Annotated in this window: 32 protein-coding genes and 2 pseudogenes; 10 read left to right on the forward strand and 24 right to left on the reverse strand. The window is 41.9% G+C overall.

The features are described 5' to 3' along the window. Positions 1 to 2 precede the first annotated feature (2 nt). From LF822_RS05800 to LF822_RS05815, 4 genes and pseudogenes are all read right to left on the reverse strand, one after another. Positions 3 to 491: a GNAT family N-acetyltransferase gene (locus tag LF822_RS05800; RefSeq protein WP_253922981.1), complete on the reverse strand. Its 489-nt coding sequence runs from the start codon at positions 489 to 491 to the stop codon at positions 3 to 5. A 342-nt stretch (positions 492 to 833) separates the two neighbouring features. Then, positions 834 to 1,082: a hypothetical protein gene (locus LF822_RS05805; protein WP_253922982.1), complete on the reverse strand. Its 249-nt coding sequence runs from the start codon at positions 1,080 to 1,082 to the stop codon at positions 834 to 836. Positions 1,083 to 1,307: 225 nt separating this feature from the next. After that, entirely contained in the window at positions 1,308 to 1,460 is a 153-nt protein-coding gene (locus tag LF822_RS05810) for a hypothetical protein (protein ID WP_253922983.1), read from the reverse strand. A 387-nt stretch (positions 1,461 to 1,847) separates the two neighbouring features. Further along, positions 1,848 to 3,291 (reverse strand): annotated as a pseudogene (locus LF822_RS05815) (BCCT family transporter). A 402-nt stretch (positions 3,292 to 3,693) separates the two neighbouring features. Between LF822_RS05815 and LF822_RS05820 the strand changes: the two are divergent. The 5 genes and pseudogenes from LF822_RS05820 to LF822_RS05840 all read left to right on the forward strand — a co-directional run bounded on the left by LF822_RS05820 (position 3,694) and on the right by LF822_RS05840 (position 7,475). Beyond that, the gene (locus LF822_RS05820; RefSeq protein WP_253922984.1) at positions 3,694 to 4,758 is read left to right on the forward strand and encodes an amidohydrolase family protein; all 1,065 of its coding nucleotides are present in this window, start codon (positions 3,694 to 3,696) and stop codon (positions 4,756 to 4,758) included. Between the two features lie 12 nt (positions 4,759 to 4,770). Further along, positions 4,771 to 5,130 carry a Rieske (2Fe-2S) protein gene (locus tag LF822_RS05825; RefSeq protein WP_253922985.1) on the forward strand — a complete coding sequence of 120 codons (360 nt, stop codon included), beginning with the start codon at positions 4,771 to 4,773 and terminating at the stop codon, positions 5,128 to 5,130. An 18-nt stretch (positions 5,131 to 5,148) separates the two neighbouring features. Beyond that, positions 5,149 to 5,740: pseudogene (locus tag LF822_RS05830) on the forward strand (NAD(P)/FAD-dependent oxidoreductase). An 82-nt stretch (positions 5,741 to 5,822) separates the two neighbouring features. Next, on the forward strand, positions 5,823 to 7,292 hold the full coding sequence (betB, locus tag LF822_RS05835; protein ID WP_253922986.1) for a betaine-aldehyde dehydrogenase: 1,470 nt from the start codon (positions 5,823 to 5,825) through the stop codon (positions 7,290 to 7,292). Positions 7,293 to 7,298: 6 nt separating this feature from the next. Beyond that, positions 7,299 to 7,475 (forward strand): hypothetical protein, encoded by a 177-nt coding sequence (locus LF822_RS05840; protein ID WP_253922987.1) that lies wholly within the window; start codon positions 7,299 to 7,301, stop codon positions 7,473 to 7,475. Positions 7,476 to 7,536: 61 nt separating this feature from the next. Here the strand turns inward: LF822_RS05840 and LF822_RS05845 are convergent, their stop codons facing one another. From LF822_RS05845 to LF822_RS05855, 3 genes are all read right to left on the reverse strand, one after another. After that, positions 7,537 to 8,007: a GNAT family N-acetyltransferase gene (locus LF822_RS05845; protein WP_253922988.1), complete on the reverse strand. Its 471-nt coding sequence runs from the start codon at positions 8,005 to 8,007 to the stop codon at positions 7,537 to 7,539. A gap of 362 nt (positions 8,008 to 8,369) precedes the next feature. Continuing rightward, positions 8,370 to 8,888 carry an SRPBCC family protein gene (locus LF822_RS05850; RefSeq protein ID WP_253922989.1) on the reverse strand — a complete coding sequence of 173 codons (519 nt, stop codon included), beginning with the start codon at positions 8,886 to 8,888 and terminating at the stop codon, positions 8,370 to 8,372. Positions 8,889 to 8,918: 30 nt separating this feature from the next. Next, positions 8,919 to 10,133, reverse strand: coding sequence for an EAL domain-containing protein (locus tag LF822_RS05855; protein WP_253922990.1), 1,215 nt, complete (start codon positions 10,131 to 10,133; stop codon positions 8,919 to 8,921). Positions 10,134 to 10,337: 204 nt separating this feature from the next. On the opposite strand from LF822_RS05855, the gene LF822_RS05860 reads away from it, so the two are divergent. Continuing rightward, entirely contained in the window at positions 10,338 to 10,760 is a 423-nt protein-coding gene (locus LF822_RS05860) for a hypothetical protein (protein WP_253922991.1), read from the forward strand. 12 nt (positions 10,761 to 10,772) lie between these two features. Here LF822_RS05860 and LF822_RS05865 read toward each other — a convergent pair whose 3' ends face one another. The 4 genes from LF822_RS05865 to LF822_RS05880 are packed head-to-tail and all read right to left on the reverse strand — an operon-like array spanning position 10,773 to position 12,641. Beyond that, entirely contained in the window at positions 10,773 to 11,108 is a 336-nt protein-coding gene (locus tag LF822_RS05865; protein ID WP_253922992.1) for a DUF3221 domain-containing protein, read from the reverse strand. Positions 11,109 to 11,123: 15 nt separating this feature from the next. Beyond that, positions 11,124 to 11,780 carry a ribonuclease H family protein gene (locus LF822_RS05870; RefSeq protein WP_253922993.1) on the reverse strand — a complete coding sequence of 219 codons (657 nt, stop codon included), beginning with the start codon at positions 11,778 to 11,780 and terminating at the stop codon, positions 11,124 to 11,126. 54 nt (positions 11,781 to 11,834) lie between these two features. Further along, entirely contained in the window at positions 11,835 to 12,299 is a 465-nt protein-coding gene (locus LF822_RS05875) for an SRPBCC family protein (protein ID WP_253922994.1), read from the reverse strand. Continuing rightward, positions 12,300 to 12,641 carry a MerR family transcriptional regulator gene (locus tag LF822_RS05880; protein WP_253922995.1) on the reverse strand — a complete coding sequence of 114 codons (342 nt, stop codon included), beginning with the start codon at positions 12,639 to 12,641 and terminating at the stop codon, positions 12,300 to 12,302. It lies immediately after the preceding gene. A gap of 292 nt (positions 12,642 to 12,933) precedes the next feature. Here LF822_RS05880 and LF822_RS05885 point away from each other — a divergent pair, with 292 nt between their 5' ends. After that, positions 12,934 to 13,368, forward strand: coding sequence for a MarR family winged helix-turn-helix transcriptional regulator (locus LF822_RS05885; protein ID WP_253922996.1), 435 nt, complete (start codon positions 12,934 to 12,936; stop codon positions 13,366 to 13,368). Between the two features lie 20 nt (positions 13,369 to 13,388). Beyond that, positions 13,389 to 14,249: a pirin family protein gene (locus tag LF822_RS05890; RefSeq protein WP_253922997.1), complete on the forward strand. Its 861-nt coding sequence runs from the start codon at positions 13,389 to 13,391 to the stop codon at positions 14,247 to 14,249. Between the two features lie 70 nt (positions 14,250 to 14,319). Here LF822_RS05890 and LF822_RS05895 read toward each other — a convergent pair whose 3' ends face one another. From LF822_RS05895 to LF822_RS05945, 11 genes are all read right to left on the reverse strand, one after another. Then, positions 14,320 to 15,654 carry an FAD-dependent oxidoreductase gene (locus LF822_RS05895; protein WP_253922998.1) on the reverse strand — a complete coding sequence of 445 codons (1,335 nt, stop codon included), beginning with the start codon at positions 15,652 to 15,654 and terminating at the stop codon, positions 14,320 to 14,322. 224 nt (positions 15,655 to 15,878) lie between these two features. After that, positions 15,879 to 16,661, reverse strand: a complete 783-nt coding sequence (locus LF822_RS05900; RefSeq protein ID WP_253922999.1) for a PAS domain S-box protein — start codon at positions 16,659 to 16,661, stop codon at positions 15,879 to 15,881. A 238-nt stretch (positions 16,662 to 16,899) separates the two neighbouring features. Beyond that, positions 16,900 to 17,436, reverse strand: coding sequence for a GNAT family N-acetyltransferase (locus LF822_RS05905; RefSeq protein ID WP_253923000.1), 537 nt, complete (start codon positions 17,434 to 17,436; stop codon positions 16,900 to 16,902). Positions 17,437 to 17,548: 112 nt separating this feature from the next. After that, on the reverse strand, positions 17,549 to 18,328 hold the full coding sequence (locus LF822_RS05910) for a GNAT family N-acetyltransferase (protein WP_253923001.1): 780 nt from the start codon (positions 18,326 to 18,328) through the stop codon (positions 17,549 to 17,551). A gap of 22 nt (positions 18,329 to 18,350) precedes the next feature. Beyond that, positions 18,351 to 18,725 (reverse strand): VOC family protein, encoded by a 375-nt coding sequence (locus LF822_RS05915; RefSeq protein WP_253923002.1) that lies wholly within the window; start codon positions 18,723 to 18,725, stop codon positions 18,351 to 18,353. A gap of 202 nt (positions 18,726 to 18,927) precedes the next feature. After that, the gene (locus LF822_RS05920; RefSeq protein WP_253923003.1) at positions 18,928 to 19,536 is read right to left on the reverse strand and encodes a VOC family protein; all 609 of its coding nucleotides are present in this window, start codon (positions 19,534 to 19,536) and stop codon (positions 18,928 to 18,930) included. 114 nt (positions 19,537 to 19,650) lie between these two features. Continuing rightward, entirely contained in the window at positions 19,651 to 19,824 is a 174-nt protein-coding gene (locus LF822_RS05925; RefSeq protein WP_253923004.1) for a hypothetical protein, read from the reverse strand. A gap of 16 nt (positions 19,825 to 19,840) precedes the next feature. Further along, entirely contained in the window at positions 19,841 to 20,359 is a 519-nt protein-coding gene (locus LF822_RS05930) for a hypothetical protein (RefSeq protein WP_253923005.1), read from the reverse strand. 168 nt (positions 20,360 to 20,527) lie between these two features. Then, complete coding sequence (locus LF822_RS05935; protein ID WP_253923006.1) at positions 20,528 to 21,226, reverse strand: Na-translocating system protein MpsC family protein; 699 nt, start codon at positions 21,224 to 21,226, stop codon at positions 20,528 to 20,530. Positions 21,227 to 21,308: 82 nt separating this feature from the next. Beyond that, a complete protein-coding gene (locus LF822_RS05940; RefSeq protein WP_253923007.1) occupies positions 21,309 to 21,587 on the reverse strand; it encodes a four-helix bundle copper-binding protein in 279 nt (92 codons plus the stop codon). 247 nt (positions 21,588 to 21,834) lie between these two features. Next, complete coding sequence (locus LF822_RS05945) at positions 21,835 to 21,996, reverse strand: hypothetical protein (protein WP_253923008.1); 162 nt, start codon at positions 21,994 to 21,996, stop codon at positions 21,835 to 21,837. Positions 21,997 to 22,204: 208 nt separating this feature from the next. On the opposite strand from LF822_RS05945, the gene LF822_RS05950 reads away from it, so the two are divergent. Next, entirely contained in the window at positions 22,205 to 23,077 is an 873-nt protein-coding gene (locus LF822_RS05950; protein ID WP_253923009.1) for an endonuclease/exonuclease/phosphatase family protein, read from the forward strand. A 2-nt stretch (positions 23,078 to 23,079) separates the two neighbouring features. Then, positions 23,080 to 24,852 carry a glycoside hydrolase family 3 protein gene (locus LF822_RS05955; RefSeq protein WP_253923010.1) on the forward strand — a complete coding sequence of 591 codons (1,773 nt, stop codon included), beginning with the start codon at positions 23,080 to 23,082 and terminating at the stop codon, positions 24,850 to 24,852. 23 nt (positions 24,853 to 24,875) lie between these two features. Here the strand turns inward: LF822_RS05955 and LF822_RS05960 are convergent, their stop codons facing one another. Both LF822_RS05960 and LF822_RS05965 read right to left on the reverse strand, forming a co-directional pair. Then, positions 24,876 to 25,316, reverse strand: a complete 441-nt coding sequence (locus LF822_RS05960) for a hypothetical protein (RefSeq protein ID WP_253923011.1) — start codon at positions 25,314 to 25,316, stop codon at positions 24,876 to 24,878. Between the two features lie 38 nt (positions 25,317 to 25,354). Further along, positions 25,355 to 25,522 carry a DUF3976 domain-containing protein gene (locus LF822_RS05965; protein WP_253923012.1) on the reverse strand — a complete coding sequence of 56 codons (168 nt, stop codon included), beginning with the start codon at positions 25,520 to 25,522 and terminating at the stop codon, positions 25,355 to 25,357. Positions 25,523 to 25,530 lie beyond the last annotated feature (8 nt).

Below are 25,530 nucleotides of genomic sequence, written 5' to 3' on the forward strand. Positions count from 1 at the left end.
CCCTATTTAGCTTTCTTGAATGAATTCGTATGAAACTCTTGAATGTGCTTTCCCTGTTCGACATACTCAACGTAATATCCATCAGTCAGGCGGTTGATTAACTTCTTCCAGAAGGACTGAGAAGGTTTATTCTTTTCCATTTGGTAGATACTCCATGCTCCCGGGAATTTATGAAACAGCTGAATTGCGGCTGTTTTTCCAAATCCCAGGCCATGATACTTTGCCATAATAAAGAATTCTTCCATCCGATTGGGTTTACCCGCTGACTGACTTTCAATTAAAGCAAATCCAATAAGTTCATCATAGTGCTTAATTAAGAAAGCATGATAATGAGCGGCCTCCCAGTACTTATCAAGATTAAACCACTCAAAGGTGCCGTCTTCTTCCAGACGGATGGCCGGAATAAATTTACTAAATTCATAGGTGTAAAACTGCATCAAATTATGAAGAATATATTCTTCTTCTTGTTGAGCCTCGTGAAGTATAACCATACTTTCACTCCTCTTCCATTCTGTTTAAAACCAGCAAATACCACCTGATATTTATAAAGTACCCGATCAGCTGAACAGTCTATCATCCGCTTCGAAAAGCCTGCACATGTTCAATCATACAATCTGGTTCAGCCGCTGGACGAACAGCATAAGACATGATTCATCTCTATTATTTCTCAGGATTAGAGTTAGTAAACAAAAGAATAGATTATCATACAATTATTTCAAAAATTATTAATCTGCACAATTACCCTTCTAAAGGACGAGGTGCCCAGCTGGATAACTAAATTTTTCATCCTTGTTAACATAATAATCTTATAAGTTAACATCTATACAGTGCTATTAAAAAATCTGCAAAATGATGTACAAAATGATAAATGTAAGAAAAGGGCTTAAACCGAGTAACACACTTACGGCGATCAACCTGCGGCTATTCAAGGATAATGCAATAACAGCTCCGATAAAACCTGTACTGAACGTAATTAAAATCGTGTAAACAAAACCATATTCTACGAAAAAGAATGGCCAATAGGATACAGCTCCAATAAGAAATAAGGCCCAGTAAAATAAATAGGGAAGGTTTTCTCTCATTCTCACTCTACTCCTTCCGAATAAATTTTGTGACAGACAGGGTGGAGTAATACAGTAATGACGAACAGACGGTTAGTGAAATTAATGTTACATAGTGCTCTGCATCAGCTGATGCGGCTGCTATCACTAAGATCCCTGCCAGAACTCCAGCGATAAAATAGATAAGCATCTCCATGGTCGATTTGTAATTAGTAATGGAGAATTGTTTTAATACCCGCTCTATGGTTATGGATGTACCAGTTCCCACGATGAGAAACAAAGGAAGAGAATAAAAAAAACAAAAGCGGCCATGCCTCCTCCGGCAAAGGCAACATTAATAAACACAGCTAAGATAACTGAGGAAGCAAATGCAGCAATCGCTCTAGTAAATATAGACATTTAGAATTCTCCGATGCTTATAAGATTTAGAATATTGAAACTAGGACCACCTTAACATAAATATCCAAATGATAATAACGGCAAATCTTCTGCGGAAAAGAATCGGTACTCCACTGCCACGATGTGCTCACCAAACTTGTAGAAAACAGAGGGGATCTGCAAGCTGAAAACGGGCCTTTATTATCATCTAAATTAAATAATAATCCTTCAAAATGGAACATATGAAGACCCCTGCGGCAACTGTCCAAGTCTTTAGACCCCCTTGCTTCTTGAGGAGGGTTTAGCCAAAGCAAAGAATGTTGACGAATGGATATTGCAAAACACAGAAAGACCCGGACAAATTCCAATCGATTGTCCGGGTCTCTTGAATTAATACCATCTATTGAATTATTTAGCTGCCTTACGTTTTTCTGCGGAGATTTCCTGGTTGGCAGATTTAAAGAAGGAATATCCCATTAACAATACAATGACAGAGAATGGGAATGCTGCAATAATCAATACGTTCTGCAGCCCTTCTGTACCTCCAAAGTAAACGATAATGGCTGCCATGGCTGACAGGCTTAACCCCCATACAATTTTCACCATTCCTGAAGGGTTAAGCGATCCGGATGTGGACAGCATGCCCAGCACGAAGGTAGCTGAGTCTGCAGATGTAATAAAAAACACAGCGATGACAGCAATCGTTACGATGGACATGAGTAAACCAAGTGGGTATTGCTCCAGCATAGCAAAAGTAGCGGTTTCCATCGGAAAATCTGAGATCGTCGCCAGCCCCTGCTGTTCTAAATCCAATGCTGATACTCCAAATACGGCAAAAAAGACAAAACATACGAGTGATGGAACAAATAGAACGCCCATCATAAACTCTTTAATCGTACGTCCTCTGGAAATACGCGCAATGAAGATCCCGACAAATGGAGACCAGGAAATCCACCAGGCCCAGTAAAAAATTGTCCAGCTATCAATCCATGTACGCCCATCATCGTCCAGTGGCGCGATGCGAAGACTCATATTAAAGAAATTAGTAATATACCCGCCGAGTGAGTCCGTGAACATATTTAAGATATACAATGTAGGACCTACTATGAAGAGGACGATCATAAGGAGAAACCCTAGAATCATGTTAAGGTTACTTAAGTATTTAATTCCGCGGCTCACACCTGACCAGGCCGAGAAAATAAACAAAGCGGTAGCTACGACTAAAATAATCAGCTGTACCCAGTAATTCGAAGGTGTATTAAATACATACGCAAGTCCCTCGTTTATTTGAGCCGTACCGAAGCCTAACGTAGCCGCGACCCCTACTACAGTAGCGACTACTGCCAGTGTGTCCACAAGCTGTCCTGCGAAACCTTTCATTCTCTTCTCCCCAAAAACTGGAATGAGGGTAGCACTGATCAAGCCGGGATACCCACGGTGGAATTTAAAGTAAGCGAGCACTAAGGCGACAAGCGCGTACACGGCCCAGGCATGGATCCCCCAGTGAAAGAAAGAAAACTGAAGGGCCTCCTTGATAGCCTGATCACTTCCAACTTCCGCACGCGGACTGCTTAAAAAGGCATGAGAAATAGGTTCAGCTGTTGTCCAGAATACCAGCCCCATCCCCATACCGGCACTAAACAACATAGCAAACCAGGCAGGAAGACTGAAATCGGGAGTATCCCCCTCTTTACCCAGCTTTATTTTATTAAACCGTGAAAATATTAAATAAATACAGAAGACCAGCATCAGCAGTCATCGTTTTTAGGTTTTCAGGGGCAGACGCTCCCCAAAGGACAAACAATAAACAAACAGTTAAACCATACCAGAAAACGCGAGTTACTTTCTTCATAGATTCACCTCTTATGTAATAATTAATTTCCAGAAAAAACTAGTTCTATGGACGGAACATGATAACAGTTTTATATAATACATACGAAATAGATTCAGTGCAAACGTTATTTTACTAAATTATGAGACAACTGCGCAAATTCCGGCAGACTCATCATCTGCGCCTCCCATAGTAGAACTCTTTCCCTCTAAGCGCTCTCCAACTTTTACCCTTAAATAGACAAAGAAAACCAAAACCCATCAAAATTTTTATCTAAAATGAAAATCTGTCACTGAACGTTACTGAGCTTCACTGAGATATCTAAGCGTAACTCAGTCAGACTCAGCCGGTTTGGAGACCTGTACAAGGTCCTGCTATGATTTTCATGTTCGCGTCGCGAAAGGAAACAAAGGAGGCATTACGATGACAAACCAAAAAATTCCACTTGTCGATACCGACATTCATGAACGAGTGTGTTACTCAGATATTCTGGACAAACTCGATGAACCGTTTAAGCATTACATTGAGAACTGCCACTGGATACAGGAGAAGCATATGCCCTACACTCAGCCTTCTGTGGCAGGTGTTGATCGTGCAGATGCAGTACTCCCAGACGGCCGGCCGGCTGGATCAGACCTTGGGTTTATGCAGGAGCAGCTGTTGGATGAGATCGGTCATGAATACGGCATATTAACAAGTGCGTTAGACCCTTCCCCGTCTTCAATGCATGGATGGCACGAAATGGCAGCAGCATTAGCTTCAGCCTACAATGACTGGCAGATTGAAAATTGGCTCGATATAGACGAACGATTGTATGGGTCGGTTCATGTCGCTGCCCAGGATCGTGAAGCGGCCATCCAGGAAATCGAAAGAGTTGGTGATCATCCTAAAATGGTTCAGGTGCTGCTCCCCATTGATGACATCATGTGGGGTGAACCCTACTATCACCCTATCTTCGAGGCCGCCGAAAAACATAATCTTATGATTGGGATGCACCATAACGAGCCACCTGTTTATTACGGGAAATGGCCCAGATACTTTATAGAATGGCACACATTAATACCTACGGCTCACATGAAGCAGATTACAAGCATGATGTTTAATGGCGTTTTCGAAAAGTTCCCGAACCTTGGACTGATGATGATCGAAGGCGGCTTCACCTTTATTCCCCACCTCATGTGGAAGATGGATCAGCAATACCGGGATCTACGTCATGAAGTTCCTTGGCTGAAAAGGAAGCCAAGCCAGATTATGAAGGAGCAGGTGCGCTTTACGACACAGCCGGCTGAAGAACTGACGAAGAAAGAATTCACGTCGCTTCTTGAGCAGATGGGTACAGATGAAATGCTATGTTTCTCCACAGACTACCCGCATTGGGATTATGACTCTCCACATAGAGCTCTGCCGAATATGGACCGTGAGCTAAAGCAGAGAATTTTTGCTGATAACGCTAAGAACTTTTATCCGAAATTACCAAATGATGATTAAGGAGGAGTCCTCATGAGAGAACAAGTTGTATGTAAAACGTCAGATATCGAACCCGGTGAAATGATGAAATCAACCTTTGGCAAGCAAAATGTACTAATATGCCGGACACCCGACGGGGAGTTCTATGCATTCATGAACCAGTGCATTCATCAGGGTGCTCCTCTCGATAAAGGGATGATGTGCGGTGCTGCAACAGAATTAAGTACACCGGGAGATTATGATTACTCCCATGAAGGGGAAATTATCCGCTGTCCCTGGCACGGACGGGAATTCAATATTAAGAACGAAGGTCGAATGCTTGCTAACCCGGATAAAAAAATTCCGAGTTTTAAAGTACGAATTGAAGAAGAAAATGTCATTTTATTTAAATAATCAAAGAAGGTGAAAACGATGAATTATCCAGACAACATTTCTGACGTGATTATTATCGGCGGAGGTCCCACAGGTCTTTTTGCTGCGTTCTACGGAGGCATGAGAGAGATGTCGGTTAAAGTTATCGACAGCCTGCCCCAGCCTGGCGGGCAGCTTATGGCTTTATATCCCGAGAAATATATTTACGATGTTGCCGGCTTTCCGAAAGTCCGAGCTAAAGCCTTGGTGGGGCAATTAGAAGATCAGGCTGCCCAGTTTGACCCGGAAATCTGCATGGAGGAAAACGCACAATATGTAAACAAGCTGGAAGAACAGCTATTTGAAGTTACTACAACTCAAGCGGTGCACTATGCACCCACTGTTCTAATTACCAGCGGAGCAGAGGGGATTGGAACTCGAGAAAAATTCCATTCTAGTTAATCAGAAGATGGAAACAAACATTCAAGGGATTTATGCTGCGGGTGATATTACAACTTACGATGGAAAAGTAAAACTGATTGCTTCAGGATTTGGAGAAGCACCAACCGCTATTAGTCAGGCGAAACACTATATTGATCCGGGGACAAGAGTTCAGCCTCCCCACAGCACCCGGGTACTCGGTGGAGAATAAATATAGGAAAAGCAAGACGATCGCATTTGATTATCTCCTAAACAGCACGTATCTCATCAAAAAAATTTGAGGAGGCAGACTTATGAAGGAAAAGAAGTTGTTTATCAATGGGCAATGGGTTGATTCAGCAAAAGGCCGCACCCGGACTATCATTAACCCTTTTAATCAGGAAGCCGTCGCTGAGGTTGCTGAGGGTGGCGAAGCTGATACACTTGAAGCAATTGAAGCTGCCAGAAAAGCATTTGACGAAGGGGAATGGACGCACAAACCTGCTGTTGAACGCGGAAAGCTAGTATTTAAGATAGCAGAATTGATCGAGCGTGATAAACAAGAACTAGCGAAGATGGAAACACTCGATACAGGAAAGACCGTTACTGAAAGCCTGGACGACATGAACGATATTATTGAAGTATTCCGTTATTATGGGGGACTGGCCGACAAGGATGGAGGGGAGATTATTGATTCCCCTATTCCCGACTCCAGAAGTAAGGTAGTCAGGGAACCGGTTGGAGTATGCGGACAAATCACCCCCTGGAATTACCCGCTTCTCCAGGCAGCCTGGAAAATCGCTCCCGCTTTGGCAGCGGGCAATACAATTATTATAAAACCGAGCGAAATTACACCATTAACGACGATTAAAGTAACTGAACTGATGGAAGAAGCCGGAGTCCCATCAGGGGTGGTTAACTTAGTTTTAGGTCCCGGTGAAAAAACCGGTCAGCAGCTTGCAGAGAGCCATGAAGTGGATTTAATCTCCTTCACCGGGGGACTCGAAACCGGTCGTAAGGTGATGAATGCTGCCTCTGGCAATTTCAAAAAAATCGCACTGGAACTCGGTGGGAAGAACCCTAATATTGTCTTTGAAGATGCAGACTTTGACACAGCGATGGATCAAGCGCTTAACGCTGTATTCTTTCATGCCGGCCAGGTTTGCTCGGCAGGTGCCCGGCTGCTCGTCCAGGATTCCCTTCATGACCGGTTTGTGCCAGAGCTTGTGAAACGGACGAAGCAGATCAAGCTCGGCAGCGGTTTTGACAAAACGACACAGTCAGGTCCGCTCATTTCAAAAGAACACCTGGAGAAAGTCGAAAATTATACAGCTGTTGGAATTAAAGAAGGCGCCAAGCTTATCACTGGCGGTAAGCGTCCCACGGGTAAAGAACTGCAATCTGGTTTTTTCTATGAACCCACTATTTTCACAGACTGTGACTCCTCTATGCGCATCGTTCAGGAAGAAACCTTTGGGCCCATTCTGACCATCGAGCGCTTCCATACAGAAGAAGAAGCCGTGCAATTAGCTAATGATTCAATCTACGGACTGGCAGGTGCGGTGTGGACAGAAGATACAAAGAAGGCTGAGCGGGCTGCTGGAAAACTTCGTATGGGAACGGTATGGATCAATGATTTCCACCCTTATTTCGCTCAGGCCCCATGGGGCGGCTATAAATCCTCCGGTATCGGGAGAGAACTCGGAAGACAGGGGCTGGAGGAATATACAGAAGTGAAACACATTTATGAGAATACAAACCCCGAACCACTGCATTGGTTCTAAATTAACATGGATCAGCCAGACTTTTTATGGCTGATCCATATTCAGCTTCGACCTGTAGTGAATTTGATTGCTGCCGCAAATAACAGTCCAGTAGTGATCATTAAAGAAGCAGCCAGGACATCTGTAATGACACCGAATACGCCGGCCAAAAATACTAAAGTTGAGAAGAAAACGTATAAGTAAATGAATTTATTAATTACCATCACTCTCCTTTTTATGTACCACTCTTGAACACCCCTGTACATTAGTCGATTTCTATTTCTTTATTCAATCGTACAACTTTGCCGTTTAGTTCTGTACCAACTTCCCTGAGTCCGGATTTTTTATAAAACTTAACGGCTCTTGTGTTCGTGGGCGAGACTCTTAAGTGGTATTCTTTTACACGATGCCAGCGGAAAAAATCCTCTGAATACGCCAGGAGATACCTGCCTTTCCCCTCACCCCGCTCTTCCGGTATTAAGTAATATAAATGAACGTAGCCAATCAACCTGCCTTCATATCTTCGGATGGATAATTCAATTTGACCGACAGGCCGGCCATGTTCTTCCGCCATTACAAACCCGCTGGGAAAAATGCGGATATTCTCTTTCAACCAGGCTATGTAGTCATCACTGTCAAAACCATCATCATTTCCGAAGCTTTCAACAAATGAATCCCTGCGAAATTGACGAACAACACTAAGATCTTTTTTCAGGTGAATCGGTCTGAAGATCAAGGTATTCGCTCCCTCTCTTTCATTTTATTTTTCCTTCTCTATCGTTCCAATTATTTCAAATTAACGCAAAAATAACAAAAGAAGTCGGGACAAATCTGAGTAAAAAGTAAAATAATCCGAATGATTTTGTGGAAATCAGTTCGGATTATTTATGTTAAAGAGCACACACTATCGCTCCGTCAAAATGCTTCGCTTTCCGCAGGCACGGCCTTAAGCTTCCTCAGAAAGCAAGGAACGCTTTCCTCCGGGATCTTCGGCTCGTGCTGTTCCCACAGGAGTCTTCGCATTTTAGCTGCGCTAATCATCTGCGTTTATACAAATGTTCGTTCTTTGACACCACTGCTTTACTTTTGTCCCAGCCTCTAGAGGTTCTGTATTTGATTTAAATAATCGTCTAAACATTCAAACTGGGAACTAACCCCTTCAAGCACTCCCATTTCCATTACCGTTTCCAGGTTTTCGAGCGTTTCAAACTGGCTGCGGGTAATTAGTTTTGTTTCCTTCCCCATATCAATAAATTGCAGAGTTACGAGGCTTTCCGGCATTGATTCAGCAATATTACCTTCTTCATCCGCAAATGAATCTGTATAAACGATGGTCTCAGGGGTTGAAATGTTTTGAAAAACTCCCATACCCCATGACTCATAGCCGTAGAAGTCTCCCTGCTGTTCATCTACGCACCGCATACAGTAGTGCCACGTTCCTCCTGGTTTAAACTCAAATTTTTTATTCGTCGTACTCCACCCTTTTGGTCCCCACCAGCTTTCTACATGTTTGGACTCAGAGAACATATTAAAGACTAGATCTCGTGGCGCCTCAAACACCCTTTCCACTTCAAGTACACGACCATCCACTTTAGATACAATACGATTTTGAGCCATTCTTTTCTCCTCCTCGTTAAAATATCTTTCTTATATGAGCAGACTTTCATGGTTGTACATGTAGGAATATTGTAGATCTATAAATAAAAAGTGATGGTCCGTTAAGGGGAAACTAAAGGTTCGAATCAGGTCTTTTGTTTCGATATCAGAATAAATTTCCGACAGCATCCCTTTGCTGGAGGTTTTCATCTGCATAACACTTTCTAAAAAGTAAGGACGAAAGGCCCAGTTCGATCCTTTCTTAAGAGGTTCCTGGCTCCAAGAATTTTCATACTTTCTAAAGTTGGAGGACACTTGCTGGCCGTCACTGTTACAAATGAACATTCTAAAGCTTTCCTGGTCAAATTGACTGGTGGCCCAATTAATAAATGAATCCACCTTCTTCGGGCCATCCCATTTCGAAAGAATTCCTTTAACCTTCTCTTCCCACGAACGGACGAGAAACAGGCGTTGTTCGATTAACAGTTTCTCTCGTTGAATATAAGCATTTATCTTATGTCCTAAATGTAATGGCAGGTCCTCCTTCGATAAGAGTTGAAAGCTGGGCCTTGCTAAGTAAAACCCTTGATAGTATCGTCCTCCATGCTTCCAGGCAAAATGCAGCTGAAAATCATCCTCTATATTTTCAAAAAGTAAAGCCGCTCCTATTCTCTGGGCTAACATGGACAACGAGAACATAATATCCTGAAATCCTTCAGAATTGTGAGTGCGGATCGTCTTTGTATCAATTTTTAAAATGTGAGGCTCAAGCTGCCGGATTCGATCAATATTTGAGCTTTTTGCACCTACGTGGTCAATCGCTATTTGTATACCGAATGTTTTATAGTAAAGCAGCAGATGGCTGAGTTCTTCGAATTCTTCATCAAAGTCATGCTCCGTTACCTCTATCACGATCCGGTCCGTCGGGAATCCTTTCTGTTTAAACGTGAGCAGCGTTTCAAGCAGATCCTCCCCATCATTAATCATAAGCTGCTTAGCATTACGATTAATAAACAAGTAGCCGCTGTTTTGGTGAGTCAGCATGTCTGATAACGCTAAATGTAAAAGGTGCTGATCCACCTCTACTTTAAATTCCTCCGGCACGTCCGGGTCATGAAAAAAACCACCAAGACTCTGCCACTCGCCTTCGTATTCATAACGTCCCAATACTTCATATCCAACCACATCATGTTTAATCGCACTGATCACCGGCTGATATACAGGCTTAATTTTATGTAAATGACTAACGATATCTAACGGATCCACGAGTCTCCCTCCTTCTATGTAAATCGTGAAGCGTTCTCGTTTATAAAAAAACATCCGAATACATATATTATATATCCGGACTTCTACTATTGTCATATGATTTTATGCAATTAATTACAATGAATTTATGGGCTCTGCTGCTATGGTAAAATTAGAGTGTTGTTAATCAAATGAAAGTTAGGTCCTATGAGGAGAAAAATAATTTTGCTGTGTATTTTTATTTTCCCAGCGGGGTGCGGCACGCAAACAATGGAATCACTTATCCTCCAGGAACAGACTTCACCAGAAGGAATGGCAACAAATGATTTCATCGCTCATAAAGCAGAGAATCAAAGTGAATTAAAAAAGAAATGGAATGATTACAACCTGACGAAGGACCTCCCGGACGTGGAATGGCAGGATAATTATTTACTGTTGTTAGCGACTTATGAATCAAGCAGCTGTCCGCACAAGATCATAGGAGAAGACATTGATAAGGTTGACAATATGATTTCCTATCAGTTGAAAGAGGTTAAGAAGGATTGCACCGCCGATGCCTCGCCAACAACAATGGTTATGAAAATTGACCGGACTGAAGTAGAGATTTCAAAAGTTCAACTTGGCAGCAAAACAGCTGACATCAAGTAAAGCTGTTTCCATTCATTTCACTTGTTCAATTTTACCTAACACGGATTGCGGAGGATATGATTCCATTGCACCGCCCTCTCCCCAAACCTTCACCTTCTGACCTTCTTTGTAATCAGCTGTTTGAGGAAACCAGCCTTCCTCTTTAAATCTATGAACATAAACATCATCTGAAACATCGATTGGATTAGATGCCATCGCTTCTTCCTTCGTCATGCCTTCCGCAACTACAATTGTATTCGTGTCAGCTTCAATAATATAACCTTCAATAGTCGGTTCGTCTGAGTATGAGCTGGTTTCGGTGCTGCAGCCTATTAAACATAACAGGCATAAAAGTGTCCCTGCCTTCACAACAACCTCCCCCTGTTAAGTCATTTCACTTGTACTTGTGATTTCAATATCCTGCAGTGCCTGAGTAGCAAGTCTATCAGCTTCCCGGTTTGACTTCCGGGAAACTAAAGCGTATTCGGGTTGAATTCCCATCTCTTTCATCTTGTCTTCTATCCAATCTGCCCAATCTGACAGATCACTCTCTAAACAGGGCCACTCTCCTTTAAGCTGATTAATCACCACTTGAGAGTCGCCGACCACCTGTACCGGTAAGTGATGCACACCAAGCAGCTCCAATTCTTTTAAGGCTAAATGGAGGGCAGCATATTCTGCTTCATTATTGGAATTCAGCTCATCTACTTGAGCATTTTTACGGAGGCGGAGTGATTTGCCGTTCTGCTCATAATACACGACACATCCAAGGCCGGAACGTCTAGATGCGTGATCAAATCCACCGTCAAAATAGATCTTAATGTTATGAGGCTCAGTTTCAATCCCTTTCATATATTGCTTTAATTCCTTAAGGTTCCAGCTGCGCTCTGCTTCATCGATAAACGTGATCGTCTTCGCTCTTCCTGTTTTCTCGAGATCTTCAGCCATTAGAACAGCCTGACCTGCCGGCATCACTTCAGAGGTGAAATTGGTTTCTGTACGCTTTGGTGTCTTATATAATAGTTCAATGCGGACCTTCAATGACCCCGCCTCCTCTCCTGCTCTTATTACAATTCTACCCAGTATCCATGAGAACTATGTCTGCGTATGCCGCTTCACAGCTTCCTCTTCCACCCGGTCCATAAATTCAGCCACTACATCATGGTTCCCTTTTTTATTTGCGAGCTTTAACATCGCTCGTCCCACGAAATTCACTCCTTGATTCGTTCCTTCATATATAAATTTAGTTCGTGTTTCCTCAAGCTTGATTAAGTGATAAGAAACAGTGATTTCAAACGCTTTGCCTATAATAAAGCTTACTTTCTTATATTTCTCATCTTCCTTGTTTTCGTAGGCCAGCGTATCGACGATATACGTTTCAAGACGTTTTCCCTCCCGGTACGACTGCCGGTGTTTAGCCCCCGGTTCATCTTCATTCTTTTCAATTAAAGCATGCTCTTCGACTTTCGGCATAATCCGTTTAATGTTTTCATCTAAGAAAAGCTCCCATATGTTCTCGATATTCGTTTCGATTGTTCGTTCCTCTTTCCATTCAATCACTTATCCTTCCTCCTTACCTGACGCTAAGAAATCGTCAATTTCGTTTATCTTCATTTGCAAGCGGTCCATCTGTTCCTGTAGGTTATTTTTCTTCTCTACTAAAAGAGCTTCAAGGTTCTCAAATGACTCATCCTCCATTACAGTGACCATCTCCTGAATAGAGAAGCCGAGACACCTTAACTTCACTAACAGATCAGCAAGAAAAAAACTGCCATCATCATAATAGCGGTAATGATTTGTGGGATGAATATAAGCTGGCTCAAGCAATTTAATTTCGGCATAGTATCGCAATGTTTCTTTCGTTAAACCTGTCATTGCGGCAAATTCACTTATCCTGTACATGACTCCCCCCTGTTTCATCATAAACCGTGTGGTGCACTGCACAGTCAAACTTTTTAATATGCGGCGGCTGCCATAAAGAAGTAAGAATAGTGATACCTAATATCGCTCCTGGAAGTGGACGCGTATGTAACCATTGTATTTATATAACCTTCTAGTTTCTATACCCTCATCATAATACAGTTTCTGCGTGGTATCCAAAACAATTGACAAGTGAACTGCTCCTGCCTATACTAAACACAACTCAAATAGTATGTATAGCAACTATTCTATTTCTGGAATGAGGGATGAATTCATGAGCTTAACCTTTCAAGACTATATCAGTATTAAAATCCACAAAACGGATTTAAAACTGACTGGATATATAAAATCTCAATTGAAGCCATACAATCTCGCCCCTGAGCAGAACTTAATTATGATGCTGCTTTGGGAAGAAAATGGTCTTTCACAAAATCAGCTCGCCGTCCGCTTAAATAAAGATAAAACAAATATAGCCCGTATGGCAGCCAATTTAGAGGAGAAAGGCTTCATAAGACGAAGCTCATCGCAAACCGACCGACGTTCCCTGACCCTATTCTTAACCGAATCAGGAGAAGAGTTAAAACGCAAGGTGCTGCCTGTTGCTGAACAGTTTAACGAAATCGTATGCGAGGGAATCACTACAGAAGAGCTCGAACAGCTTGATCACCTGCTGACAAAGATGAATCAAAATATAGAGAAAAGAGAATAAGTACGAGGAGATGATCACAAATGAAAGATATATTCCATCGCCAAGTAAAAGATCATTGGTACGTTGAATACAACGAGATGAGTCTTCCTTCCATTCAGAAAGGCTGGATCCTTCCTGTTGACCGCTGGGCTGAATTTGATCCTTTTATTCTCATGGCTGAAGACTGGTTTAAGAAGGGAACTTTCCCGGACCACCCTCACCGCGGTTTTCAAACCGTGACCTATGTTGTGGATGGGAGACTTGAACACATCGATAACGCAGGAGGACGTGATATTCTAGAACCCGGAGACGTCCAGTATATGAATGCAGGCTGGGCTGCCCGCCACGCTGAAGACGGGGTGGAGGATGATATCGCCCACACCCTGCAGTTGTGGTTGAACCTTCCTAAAGATAAAAAGAACTCAGAAACAATCTATCAAAATATTTATTCTGAACATGCTCCGGTCGTTTCTATTGACGGAGGAACAATAAAAGTATTCTCAGGAGATGTAGCTGGTGTACAGGGTCCGCTTCAGTCAATTGTTCCCATTACGTTAACGGAAATGACGTTAGCAACAGGAGCAGAGTATACCCTAGAACTACCAGCGAACCATAATGCTTTCCTTTATGTATTAGCCGGCGAAGCAGAATTTGCAAACGAGACCACTTTAAAGAAACACGGAGTGGCTGCACTTACTTACAACAAAGAAGGCAGCTCTGAAACGAAAAGCACGTTGGAAATTAAATCAAAAAAACGCCAGACTAAAATTCTAGTTTATTCCGGGATGCCGATTGAAGAAGAAATCGTACCTTATGGCCCCTTTGTAATGAATACAATGGAAGAAATTAAACAGGCGTACCGTGATTATCACGAAGGAAAATTCGGCCCGCCGGCAACCTGACCCAAAAAGTGCAGCCCTTCCTTCCCGGGCTGTACTTTTCTCGTTTAATCACGATTGATCTCCTTCGAGCTCAGCTAGTCAAAATGTCGCTTAAATAAATCCCGCTGGCTGCTGCCTGTGACAGGGAATGAGTTTCCCCTGAACAATCTCCTATCAAATAAAGTCCTCGAACTTCAGTTTCAAACCGGTAATCAGTATATAATTTAGGTTCATAGAATTTAGCATCTATTCCGTAAAGTAATGTATCTGGATCGAGTCGTTCCCCAAGCAAACCCTCCAGCGCTTCAAAAAAATCGAGGAGCGCCCTCTGATACAATACGGGAACTTCTTCATTTAACCGTCCAGTCTCACATTCAAGAGAAGGAATGATTGAACCTGTTCGACTATCATTTGCAGAACGATCGTTTTTAAAGTCCATTAACCTCTGTACCACGATCCGGTCACTGTTTCTATTAATAGGTTTAATGACACTTTCTGCTTTATTTATAGCTTCCTCGTAAGTCGCATAATACCTCGGAACGAACAAGGTAAAGTTTAAATTATCACTTGGCGAGTCTTTTTCCCGCTGGTTCTGGCCGTCGGGCATAACTAACCCGTGCTGATATTTACGAATCACCCGGCCTTTAGGATTCATGCAGTACGTTGTGGCTGAGTAATCATCTCCAAAGTAGGTTAACTTGGTTTCGAATGTATCCTTAAGAATGGATTCGAGCTGGTCCCCCCGCATTTCCACTCTAATACCTAAGTCCAGCCTCGTTTCTCCGGGATACAGCCCTAATTGATGAGTCTGTTTATTGAACCACCGGCTTCCACTCATTCCGGTGGCAAGTACTACTTTTTCACTTGAAAACGTCTCTTTATTTGTTTCAATTTTAAAATTCTTGTCTTTTTCAATATGCTGCACCTCTGCTTCGAACGTAAATTGAACACGCTTCTCCAGGACTTCATACATCTTCTGAAAAATTTCTTCTGCCAAAGTCGTCCCTAAATGTCTGACTTCTGTGGAGAGCACCTTTAAAGCATGGCAGGAAGCTCGTGCAGATAAACGATCATTCTTTGTACTATAGAGGTTTACACGGTCTGCCCCGAAGCTGCAAAGAATACGGTCCACTTCCTGCATAAGCTGCATCGTTTTCTCATTTCTAATCTTTCGTCCCAGCTCTCCGCCAAAATCATTCGTATAATTAAATTTCCCTTCTGATTTTCCCAGCCCCGCAAATCCGAGGTATTTGCTGCAGCCCTGCTCACAAGAACAGCTCTCCCCCCGTTCCAACCCACACGAACGACGGTTTAACTCTTTCCCTTTATCAATAACGTGAATGGATATGCCTTCGTGCTTGTTCATCAAGCTGTAAGCCAAAAAGACGCTGCTGACTCCAGCACCTATGATCGTGATGTCTGTCATAAAAATCCCCTTTTTCCTCGTAAGTTCCAACAAATAAAGAACTTTTGTAAACAAGTTCTACTAGAATAAAGCGCTAATAAACAGGCGGGCTATCTTTCATTTAAAGTAAGAAAACTTGTTTTTCAATCGGTACTTTTATAGAATAACACGATTAGAAATGTTGCTGCTTCCCAATACAGCCTTATAGAAAAAAGAACTGCTGGAATAATCCATAGCAGCTCTTCTTATTGGCTTTTCTTAATTTTCAGGATGGCTTGTTTCACGGTGCCTATTGTATCAATATCAGTTAAATCACGTCCAATCTCGACAGCCTTTCTCGCCAGTTCTGGCCGAATCCCTGTAAAAATCGGGTGAATCCCAAGCAGTCGGATAATATCGTTAATCTGGTAGAAAAAGGATACTACCGTTTCGTCTAAACGATAAATTCCTGAGAAATCAATAATAAGGTGATCTAAATCATAATCCTTCAGCTTCAAAGGAATAGTGTCTAAAAGCTGGTTCACGCGTGTTTCATCAATCCTCCCTGTCAAAGGTAATATGGAGACACCTTCTGAGACCGGAACAATGGCTGTTGCGATTTCATAAATCTCATGACGCACCTCATCAAGCTCACTAGCTGTCAATTTATGAGCAGTAATATCATGGGCAACCGATTGAATGGCGGGAGTCTCACCAAAAATCACTGGCGTGCACGTTAACTCCACATCCACCAAGCTGCCATCAGCTTTTATAAGAGAAATCTCTATTAATTCCCCAGGTTGATGCGATTCTTTAATCTCAGCCATACGATTCCTCATATAAGGCTTATTTTCCTCTTTAAAAATCCCTAGTGCGGAAGTGCCGATCAGCTCACTTTTATTGGCTAGCAGGAAATCCTCCGCAGCTTTATTTATATATAACACCTTCTGTTCCGCATGTATAATCGTCGGGGCAAAAGAATAGTCTATAATCTGTTTAAATAACTCTTCTTTCTCTTTGATAGCAAGACTCGTATTCGTTTGCGTCATTTCATCTCTCCTCAACTGAATTCTCCTCTGTTTATATTTCGGTATAACACATACAAAACCTTCTTTATCTGCATAGTTTTTCTAAAAATAGATGAATTTCCTCATATACATGGCGGAGGCGCTCCCAGCATAAGTCATGGGCAACGTTAATGACCCTTACTTCGACAGAAATCTGGTCACGAAACCAGTCAGTAACAACTTTCAAGATTGTGCACGTATTTTTTTCTATGAAGAAATGCTATAAATGAGAAGCGAAAAATTCTTTTTGAAATGCTGCCATAAGTACAACGTTATGCCATTGCCCGTCTCGAAACAGCTGATCCATTTGTTCACCTTCAATACGAAACCCCATTTTCTTATAGAGGGAGATCGCTCTTTCATTAAAAGAAAACACACGGATATGTACTTTGTGTAAGTTCATCTCTTTAAAACTATAGGTGATCAGCAGCTGTAAGGCTTCCGTGCCGTAGCCGCTCCCCCAGTATTCATGCTCTCCGATGTCAATTATGCATTCTGCGTTGCGATTTTTATAATCAATATTTATGAGGGAGGTAAGGCCTAACGGTTTCTTTGACTGGATCAGCTCAATCATGTAGCTTTTCGAGGTGCCTGATTGAAGAAGCTTTTCTATGAAAGCTTCCGTCTCTCCATAAGTATATTTATCTAAAGATGGATTGGTATACTTCATAACTTCTTCATTATTCCGCCAGCTGTGAAAAGTATCTATGTCAGATAAAGCTAGTTTCCGCAGTTTAATTCGCTCGCCCTTAAACATTAGATCTCCCTTTCTTTTCTGACTGCTCCTCAGGCAGCCATGTTTTGTCGATTCGTTAAATCAAAACATCGTGATTCTTCAACAAGGTGGTGGTATTTCTCGTTTAAAAACCCTAATTCTGTATTTCGGGTGACAGGCATCCGTAAGAGTAGGCTAAACAAGTAAACCCATTCTTTTCTAAAATTGGCTGACTCATCGGGCTGGCATCCACTGTTAAAAAACGATAACCTCTTTCATGTGCTTTTTGTGCGCGTACAGCTAGTAAAGCAGAGTAACAGCCTTGCCCCCGGTGATTCATTAAGGTAGCCCCTCCCCAGAAGCTGGCAAAGGATGTACCCTTTTCTAAATACATCCATGCTGTACTGACAAGCTTTTCTCCATCATAAATGCCATATAGAAATAAAGTTTCAGGATCGTTCTTTTTGTCCCTCCACAATCGATTTCCCAATAAAGTGTAAGACTCTCCCCACACTTCTGTAAGTAACTCCATCATCTGCTTAACGCCTGCTTCCTCGGTAATTTCTTTTAACCGCAGGGGAAGGGATGGGTTATAAAAAGAATGGTTATGGTTGATTTCCATCACCATTAAGGCCTCCCGATCGTCAATAGTAAAACCCTTGGACTGCAATAGATCCACCAGGCGATCAGGCTGGTCATAACTATAAACCTTCCATTCAAAACGCTGACCTAAGCTTTGAAAATAAGCCATTTCTTTTTCGATCGCCCGTTCTGCATTATCCAGAGTAAGAGAAGAGCAGGAAATAAACCCTTCTTCATTATGCTGAGATACGTGACGAATAACATGCTCATTTTCTTCTCTCACATAACCCGGGATCGCAGCCTTGATCCGCAATTGTTCATGAAAAATATCTAAAGCGTTCTTTTTGTTCATGCTGCCCTCCTCCTCATCCCTTCTATCCACTTCTTCTGCTGTAAACTTCGCCAATTTCTATACGATTTCCGTCTGGATCGAGACAAACAGCAATTTTTCCCCACTCAAAATTTAGACATTCCTCCTGAAATCTTATTCCTCTAGACTTTAATTCATGGACTGTTCTTTCCAACAATGCTGAGTCAAAGCGCAAAACAGTAGGGTTCTGATCTCTAGGTTTTTCACCAGTAGAACCTGCCCCTCCTTTTTCTATCATTAAATAACCTGTTGAAATCGTATATGTAGTGAGATCGTCTTTCTCACTTCGCTTCGTTAAACCAAACTTATTTTCATAAAAGTTCAGACAGGCTTCATAGTTCTCGACAAAAAGAATCAGGCCGAACTCTTGATATTTCATTCAGCTTCCTCCTTTTTCGAAGTAAATGGAAATTAGTAAGAAACTTCTCCTGCTCTGTTACTCTTTCTTCTACCTCAATATGGGTTAGAAAGCAATCATCACCCGTTAGGTCGTTATCCTCCCAGGTTAGGGCGCTATCCCACTGGTTAGGGTAACAGCAATGAGAACGCCTTCCCCTTTTATAAAACCTCTGCGTGACAGCTCATTGAACATTCAGCTCCCCCTGGTCGTCCATTTCTATAATCAGTCCGTCGTTAATTTCAATACGAACCGGGTGCTGCTCCCCTGCTTGATGCGAGAATAACCATTTTCTCCCCGGCGGTCCTAGTAAAATGTAGCGGCCGTCTTTCCCCATGAAATTCAATTGCTGTACTTCCACCCCTCCGTCCCTTGATGTAAGGCTGACCTCACCAATATCAAGCAGATTTGAAACCGAAAATGGCTTCTCCATTGTATGACTGTAATCATACCTGACTATAAACTCTACAATGTTACCTGCAGGGTCATGAAAGTAGAAAGAACGCGCGTTAGATGCTGTAAAATGCACTTCGTCCTCTCCAACTTCTACGTTTAAATCAACCAATGGTTTCATAGTTTGTTTGGCATCTTCAAAATGATTCACCGCCAGATTCAATGCAAAATGGTAGAAGTGTTTATTTTCACTCTTAACGAAGGTTAACTGGCTTTTGCCTATGATTATTGTAAAATGATCTTCGCTATCTTCATGAAGAGGAAACTTAAGCTTATGTATGTAAAAAGAAAACAGCTCATCAAGTTTATCTGTGTATAGTAGAACTTGCGAAAATCTCATCATTCACCCTCCTTGATAATTAAGTTAATAGTACCACAACTATCATACTTATTTTACCAGTTATGCTCATAAAAAAACTGGCCTAAGCTCCTCTTTAGACCAGTGCATCAGGGGTTATTTATTTTCAATAATAGAAAATTCATAGTCAGCCGCCCACCTGTTATCTTTTTTTACTCGTAGAGCAAATTTCTCTGCTTCATCATACGAGTTAAAAATAATTTCTTCATTGTTCTTAGCAAATTCTATTGTTGTATCGTTTACATCGTGTGCGATAAGTTTAAAGGTCATATTACCTTCCTTTCTATCAATTGGCTTCTTGATCCACCTTTTCCTTTGGGTCATTCCGTTGAAAGTCTGTTAATTGACCATGCCGCACTAAATCATAGACCACACGGCCATTGCTTGGCTGACCATCAGGGTAATATAGGGGAAGTGCGTCAAATAATACAAAATAAAAGGCATAGAAGATAAACTGCCGCCAGAATGTCTCCATTCCCATCCAATCTAATGCCAGTAATCCGTTCACACCTGCCGCTACAAAGATGTTACTCAACATTGGGGACACATATACAATAAGGTGAGCCCATAATTTATCAACACGTAATTCGTCATAGCTGCACCAGCTGTACATAAAGTAATATTTTCGAATTTCAAATACTCCTAAATGAAAAAGCCGGGGCCCGCATCCTATAGTAACTTTAGAGCTTTTCGCCCCAAGAAAATAACTTGCTGCCAAGTATCCGCCTTCTCTTATAACCGAAACGACCGGCAGAATGATAAAGGCAGATAAAGCAAGCTGTAAAAAATCTGATATTCCAAACAATTCATTCTCTCCTTCTTTTACACTCAGTTAAATGAGTAACCCAATTCATCCTTTCCACAGCATAATTTGGAGATATTTTCCCATTAAAAAAACCGAAAAGGGTCGCATGTTTTGCTCCTCACCTTTTCGGCTCATGTCCGGCTCTAATTGTCCAGCTCATTTCCACCATTACTTTTTATTCGGTTTTAGAATGAAAATAATATAACTCTTATCCAGTGAAAAATCCCAATCAACAAAAATATCCTGTACCGGCGTATCTAGAATTTTTTCAAAAACAGATGAATCGAGTAAACGCTTCTCCAACTGACGCTTACTTAAACGTAATTGTTCACTGAAGCCTGAACTAATTAATTCTTTTTCGATTCGAACAAGAATTCCTTTACGATCAACTACCAGCGTTCTTGGATTAAGAAAAAGGGAATCCACCTGCTCTGGTACCTTCTCTGCCTGCTTGCTTACTTTAACGATCTCATCATGCACTTTGGCCTTATTGGAATAATCCGCTAACGACAGCAGTTCCTCCGCCTCGCTTTCTTCCTTTACTACACCTACAATAATGCCGCTTCGATTTTTCAGCGACCAATCGTAATATATATTTTCCACATGAATATCCGCCGTAACGCGCAGAGTCGCCTTGATCTCTGGAATTAACTCCTGCATCAGCAGGTCACGCGTCTCTTCCACTTTCATGTAATTCTTCTGACCAACTAACACCCTTTCCATAGGTGCCAGAAAATCACTTAAATATATGGTAATAAAAGGATGCTCGATTGACACATAAACAGAGGACGGTCCTTTGCCAAAATTGTCACGGAACAGTTTACCTGTATAACTTGCAACTTCTGCTTGTACTGAATTTTTTTCCATAGATTTCACCCTTTGTTTAGCAGGACTAAGTCCGCTATTTGGTTCATGATTTTTTTACCACTAATCTATAGACGTTAAACTTTTATTTTGTCAGGTTCTCAATCAGTTCTTCACATAAAATAGCATTAGCTAAACATATCTCTATTACTTCATCAAGCTCATGATCTTCCATAGCTTTTAATTCTTGAACACACTCGTGACAAATACGAGCGCAGGCTTCACAAATCTCCAAAACAATAGGTGAATCCTGTTCCGTTATATTCTTAGCATGATGATAAGCTTCCATACTCTTCTTGGCAAAATGAATGCCCGTCAACCCCAGCAGGGATTTATCAAACGTAGATTTATCAATCTGTCTCATAAGGTTTTCCTCCCACACCTCATCTATCAATTTTTTCCAATAAAAAAAGCCAAAAAAGGTCCTTTCGTCCTTTTTTTGGCTTATGTCCAGCTCTATTGTCCAGTTCATTACTACCAATATTATTTAATTTACAATTTGTTAAAGAAAGGGATCATCATTTAACCAGTGCTTATTTATAAGGGAAAAAGTGCTCTGCCTTTTTCCTATTGACCATTGTAACGTTAATTCCTCTGAATGAAAAGGGGATTTATATTTTTCTTAACGCCCGGCGCTCTGCGTAACTGACACAGTTAAAACATACAGCTACTTTATTACCATTATCGTCCAGATAGTAACCCGGCTTTTTTGCTGTCTTTTTGCATATCAAGCATTTCTCCTGTTTGACCACCTTTTTGAAAAAGTTCGGCATAAGCATCTTCCTCCTATACTTTTCATTTTACCTAGTTCTGTATACTCAGTTCAAAAGTTAGGCTTCAGTGTAAAAAGTGAGGAAAAGACACTTATTCACAACTATAATATGGATTATTAAGGTAATTTGTTGTATAGACAACTATATATCTTCTGCATTATGCTTAATTAGAGAAAATCAATAATAAAATTTGAAGGGAGAGGATGATTTGAAAATCCGCTGGTTTTTTATGATCGCAGTGGTTTTCGTATTCGTTTCAACTGCTTTACCTGTTGCTGCTGAAGGTGGTAAATCTGTAGATGTTCGTGTTATGACTTACAACATTCAGGCAGGGATGGGAGCTGACGGTCAATACGATTCTGACCACATCGCCGACATCATTAAAGAAAGTCAGGCTGAGGTCGTCGCTTTACAGGAAGTTGATGTTCACTGGGGCGCACGCAGCCAATTTGAAAACGTGGTGGACCGATTAGCTGACCAACTAGATATGAACTACACCTTTGCTCCGATTTATGATAATCCCCCTCTGGAAGAAAATGGTCCGAGACAGCAATTCGGCGTCGCCATCATGAGTAAGTACCCCATTCTAAAAGAAACCAATCAAGAAATCACCAGACTTTCCACCCAGGATGCCTCACTAGAACATAAACTTACCCCAGGATTTGCAGAAGCCATTATTAACGTTCAAGGATCACTCATTCCCTTTTATTCCACTCACCTGGATTACCGCGGGGATCCACATATCCGTGAAATGCAAGTAGATGATATGCTGCAAATATTTGAAGAACAGCCAGGCTCTAAAGTGTTGATGGGAGACATGAATGCTTCGCCTGAAGCGAATGAACTCCGTCCTCTTTTAGAAAAATTTACAGATGTCTGGAACACTGTGAACACAACTCCCGGTTACACTTATCCTTCCCTTAGTCCTAATAATCGAATTGATCACATTTATGCTTCTGATGATATTGAAGTACTGGATGCTCACCTTATCCAATCTGAAGCCTCAGACCACTTACCTGTAATTGCAGATTTATCCGTAGAGCGCGGAAATAATGGACAAATCTTAAAAGGAAGTGACTAAAGATGAAAAAGCATTTGTTACGTTCATGGATGTGCTTCATGATTCTTTTCCTTGTACTACCCCATGTCACTCAAGCCTCATGGAATGATAGCAGCAAACCCGGATGGGAAGGCAAAGAACCAAAAAAAGGATGGATTCAAAGCAAAATCCAGCACATGACTCTTGAAGAGAAAATCGGCCAATTATTTATGATCCATGTTTATGGACAAACCCCTGCTGACCCGAATTATGAGGAAACGAATATCAACCAAAACCGCGGGGTGAAAAATTTTGAAGAAGCCATTGAAAAATATCACATAGGTGGAGTGATTTACTTTAATTGGACAGATAACATTGGAACCCCGATTGATTTTGAGCAAGTTCAATCGCTGTCTAACGGTCTGCAGGACATCGCCATGGATCAAAGAATGCCTATTCCTTTAATGATCGCTACCGATCAGGAAGGCGGTGTTGTAGCCCGGGTGACGGAGCCTGCGACCGTATTCCCGGGTAACATGGCCATAGGCGCCACACGTTCAGCAGAGTATGCCCAGCAATCCGCTGAAATTATGGGGATGGAACAAAAAATCCTTGGCATAAACATGGATTTAGCACCCGATTTAGATGTAAACGTTAATCCAGAGAATCCCGTCATCGGCGTGCGTTCCTATTCAGAAAATCCAGATTTGGTGGCGGAATTAGGCTCTGCGCAAGTAACTGGCTTCCAAAGTGAAAATGTATCAGCCACAGCCAAACACTTCCCTGGACACGGGGATACAAACGTTGACTCTCATTACGGGCTGCCCATAATTAACCATGATTTAGAAACACTGCATGAAGTGGATTTAAAACCTTTTAAAGCCGCTATCGATGCAGGAATAGACTCCATAATGCCCGCCCATATTGTCGTACCGGCTCTTGATGATTCGGGACTTCCTGCTACTTTATCCAAGCCTATTCTAACAGATTTACTAAGGGAGGAAATGGGCTTTGAGGGAGTGATCATTACGGACAGCTTAGGAATGTCAGGAGCGAATGTCGTCCCGCCGGAGGAGGTACCCGTTGAAGCCTTTAAAGCAGGCGCAGATATTCTGCTCAATCCGCCAAATGTACCTCTAGCCTACGACGCTATGCTTGAAGCGGTTGAAGAAGGAGAAATCTCTGAGAAAAGAGTGGATGAATCAGTATTCCGTATACTAGAAATGAAGTTTAAACGAGGTCTGTTTGATGATCCAAGTGTTTCAGAGGAGTCCCTTCAAAATATCGGACTGGAGGAAAACCTGGCCTTAGCGGATCAAATGACAGAAGACAGCATTACGCTTGTAAAAAATGAAGACGTATTACCTTTGGAAGCTGACGACGAAATGTTTGTCACCGGTCCTTCTATAGCAAATCCGGATTTACTAGCAGATCTCCTGAACAATGAAGGGATTGGATCCCGTTCCATGTCAACAGGGACAAGCCCCACTTCCAGTGAGATTGAAAATGCCGTGGATCAGGCTGAAGGAGCAGACAAAGTGATCGTTACTGCCTATACAGCTAATACAAATGAAGCCCAGCAGCAGCTTGTTGAAGACCTGCAGAGCACAGGCAAGGAAGTCATCGTTACTTCTATGAGAAATCCATATGATATTATGGCTTTCCCTGATATTGAAGCGAACGTTCTGACCTACGGATTCGAAGAAATATCAGTAGAAGCGTTAGCCAAAGTACTGACCGGAGAAGTTAACCCCTCCGGTGAACTGCCAGTAACCATCCCAGAATTATACGAATATGGTCACGGATTATCCTACTAATAAATTTATTGAACCCTCTACGGTCATTCGTCAGAGGGTTCAATTTTTAAAGACACAGTATAGGACGCTTCCCCATCAAGCCACTTACCACGAACTTCATACACATATTCCCCTGCTTCGGCTGGCAGTTCCCATTGATTTCCCTCGGAAACAAGCTGCATTTTAGTCTCACTCTCCCAGAGGTAAACTTGCAATTCTTCTGGACGATGAGCAAAGGAAACCTCGGCATTGGCAGGTGAATGGACGTTTTCTGCTTCACGATTAGCTGCAGCTTGAATAGGACTGGCTGCATCAACAGTAACTGTTTCTTTGGAGAAGAATGATCCTGTCTCCCACTGATAAGCACCTATCATAAGGTCAATTTCCCGACTGTTTACCTGGACGCTTCCCTCAGGAGGTTGATCAAGTTGATTAAAAGTACAGCCCGTTAAAAGCAATAAAACAAGGAAATGTATAAACACCATCCTTCTAACCCTCCTGTGAATGCTGATCATTGCCCCCCCTAATTTGTGACAGCCACTGTTATAAGTGAAACTAATAATATACCGACAAAGCCGATCAGCATTTTTATAAAACCGCGCTTAGTAATCGAAGATCCATTGATATCATCCTTCGCCCATAGATAAATCCCTATAAAACCTGCGATTACTATAACCGGGAAAAACCACATGTGCTTTC

The organism is Halobacillus sp. A5 (assembly GCF_024189315.1).
Classification (GTDB): domain Bacteria; phylum Bacillota; class Bacilli; order Bacillales; family Halobacillaceae; genus Halobacillus_A.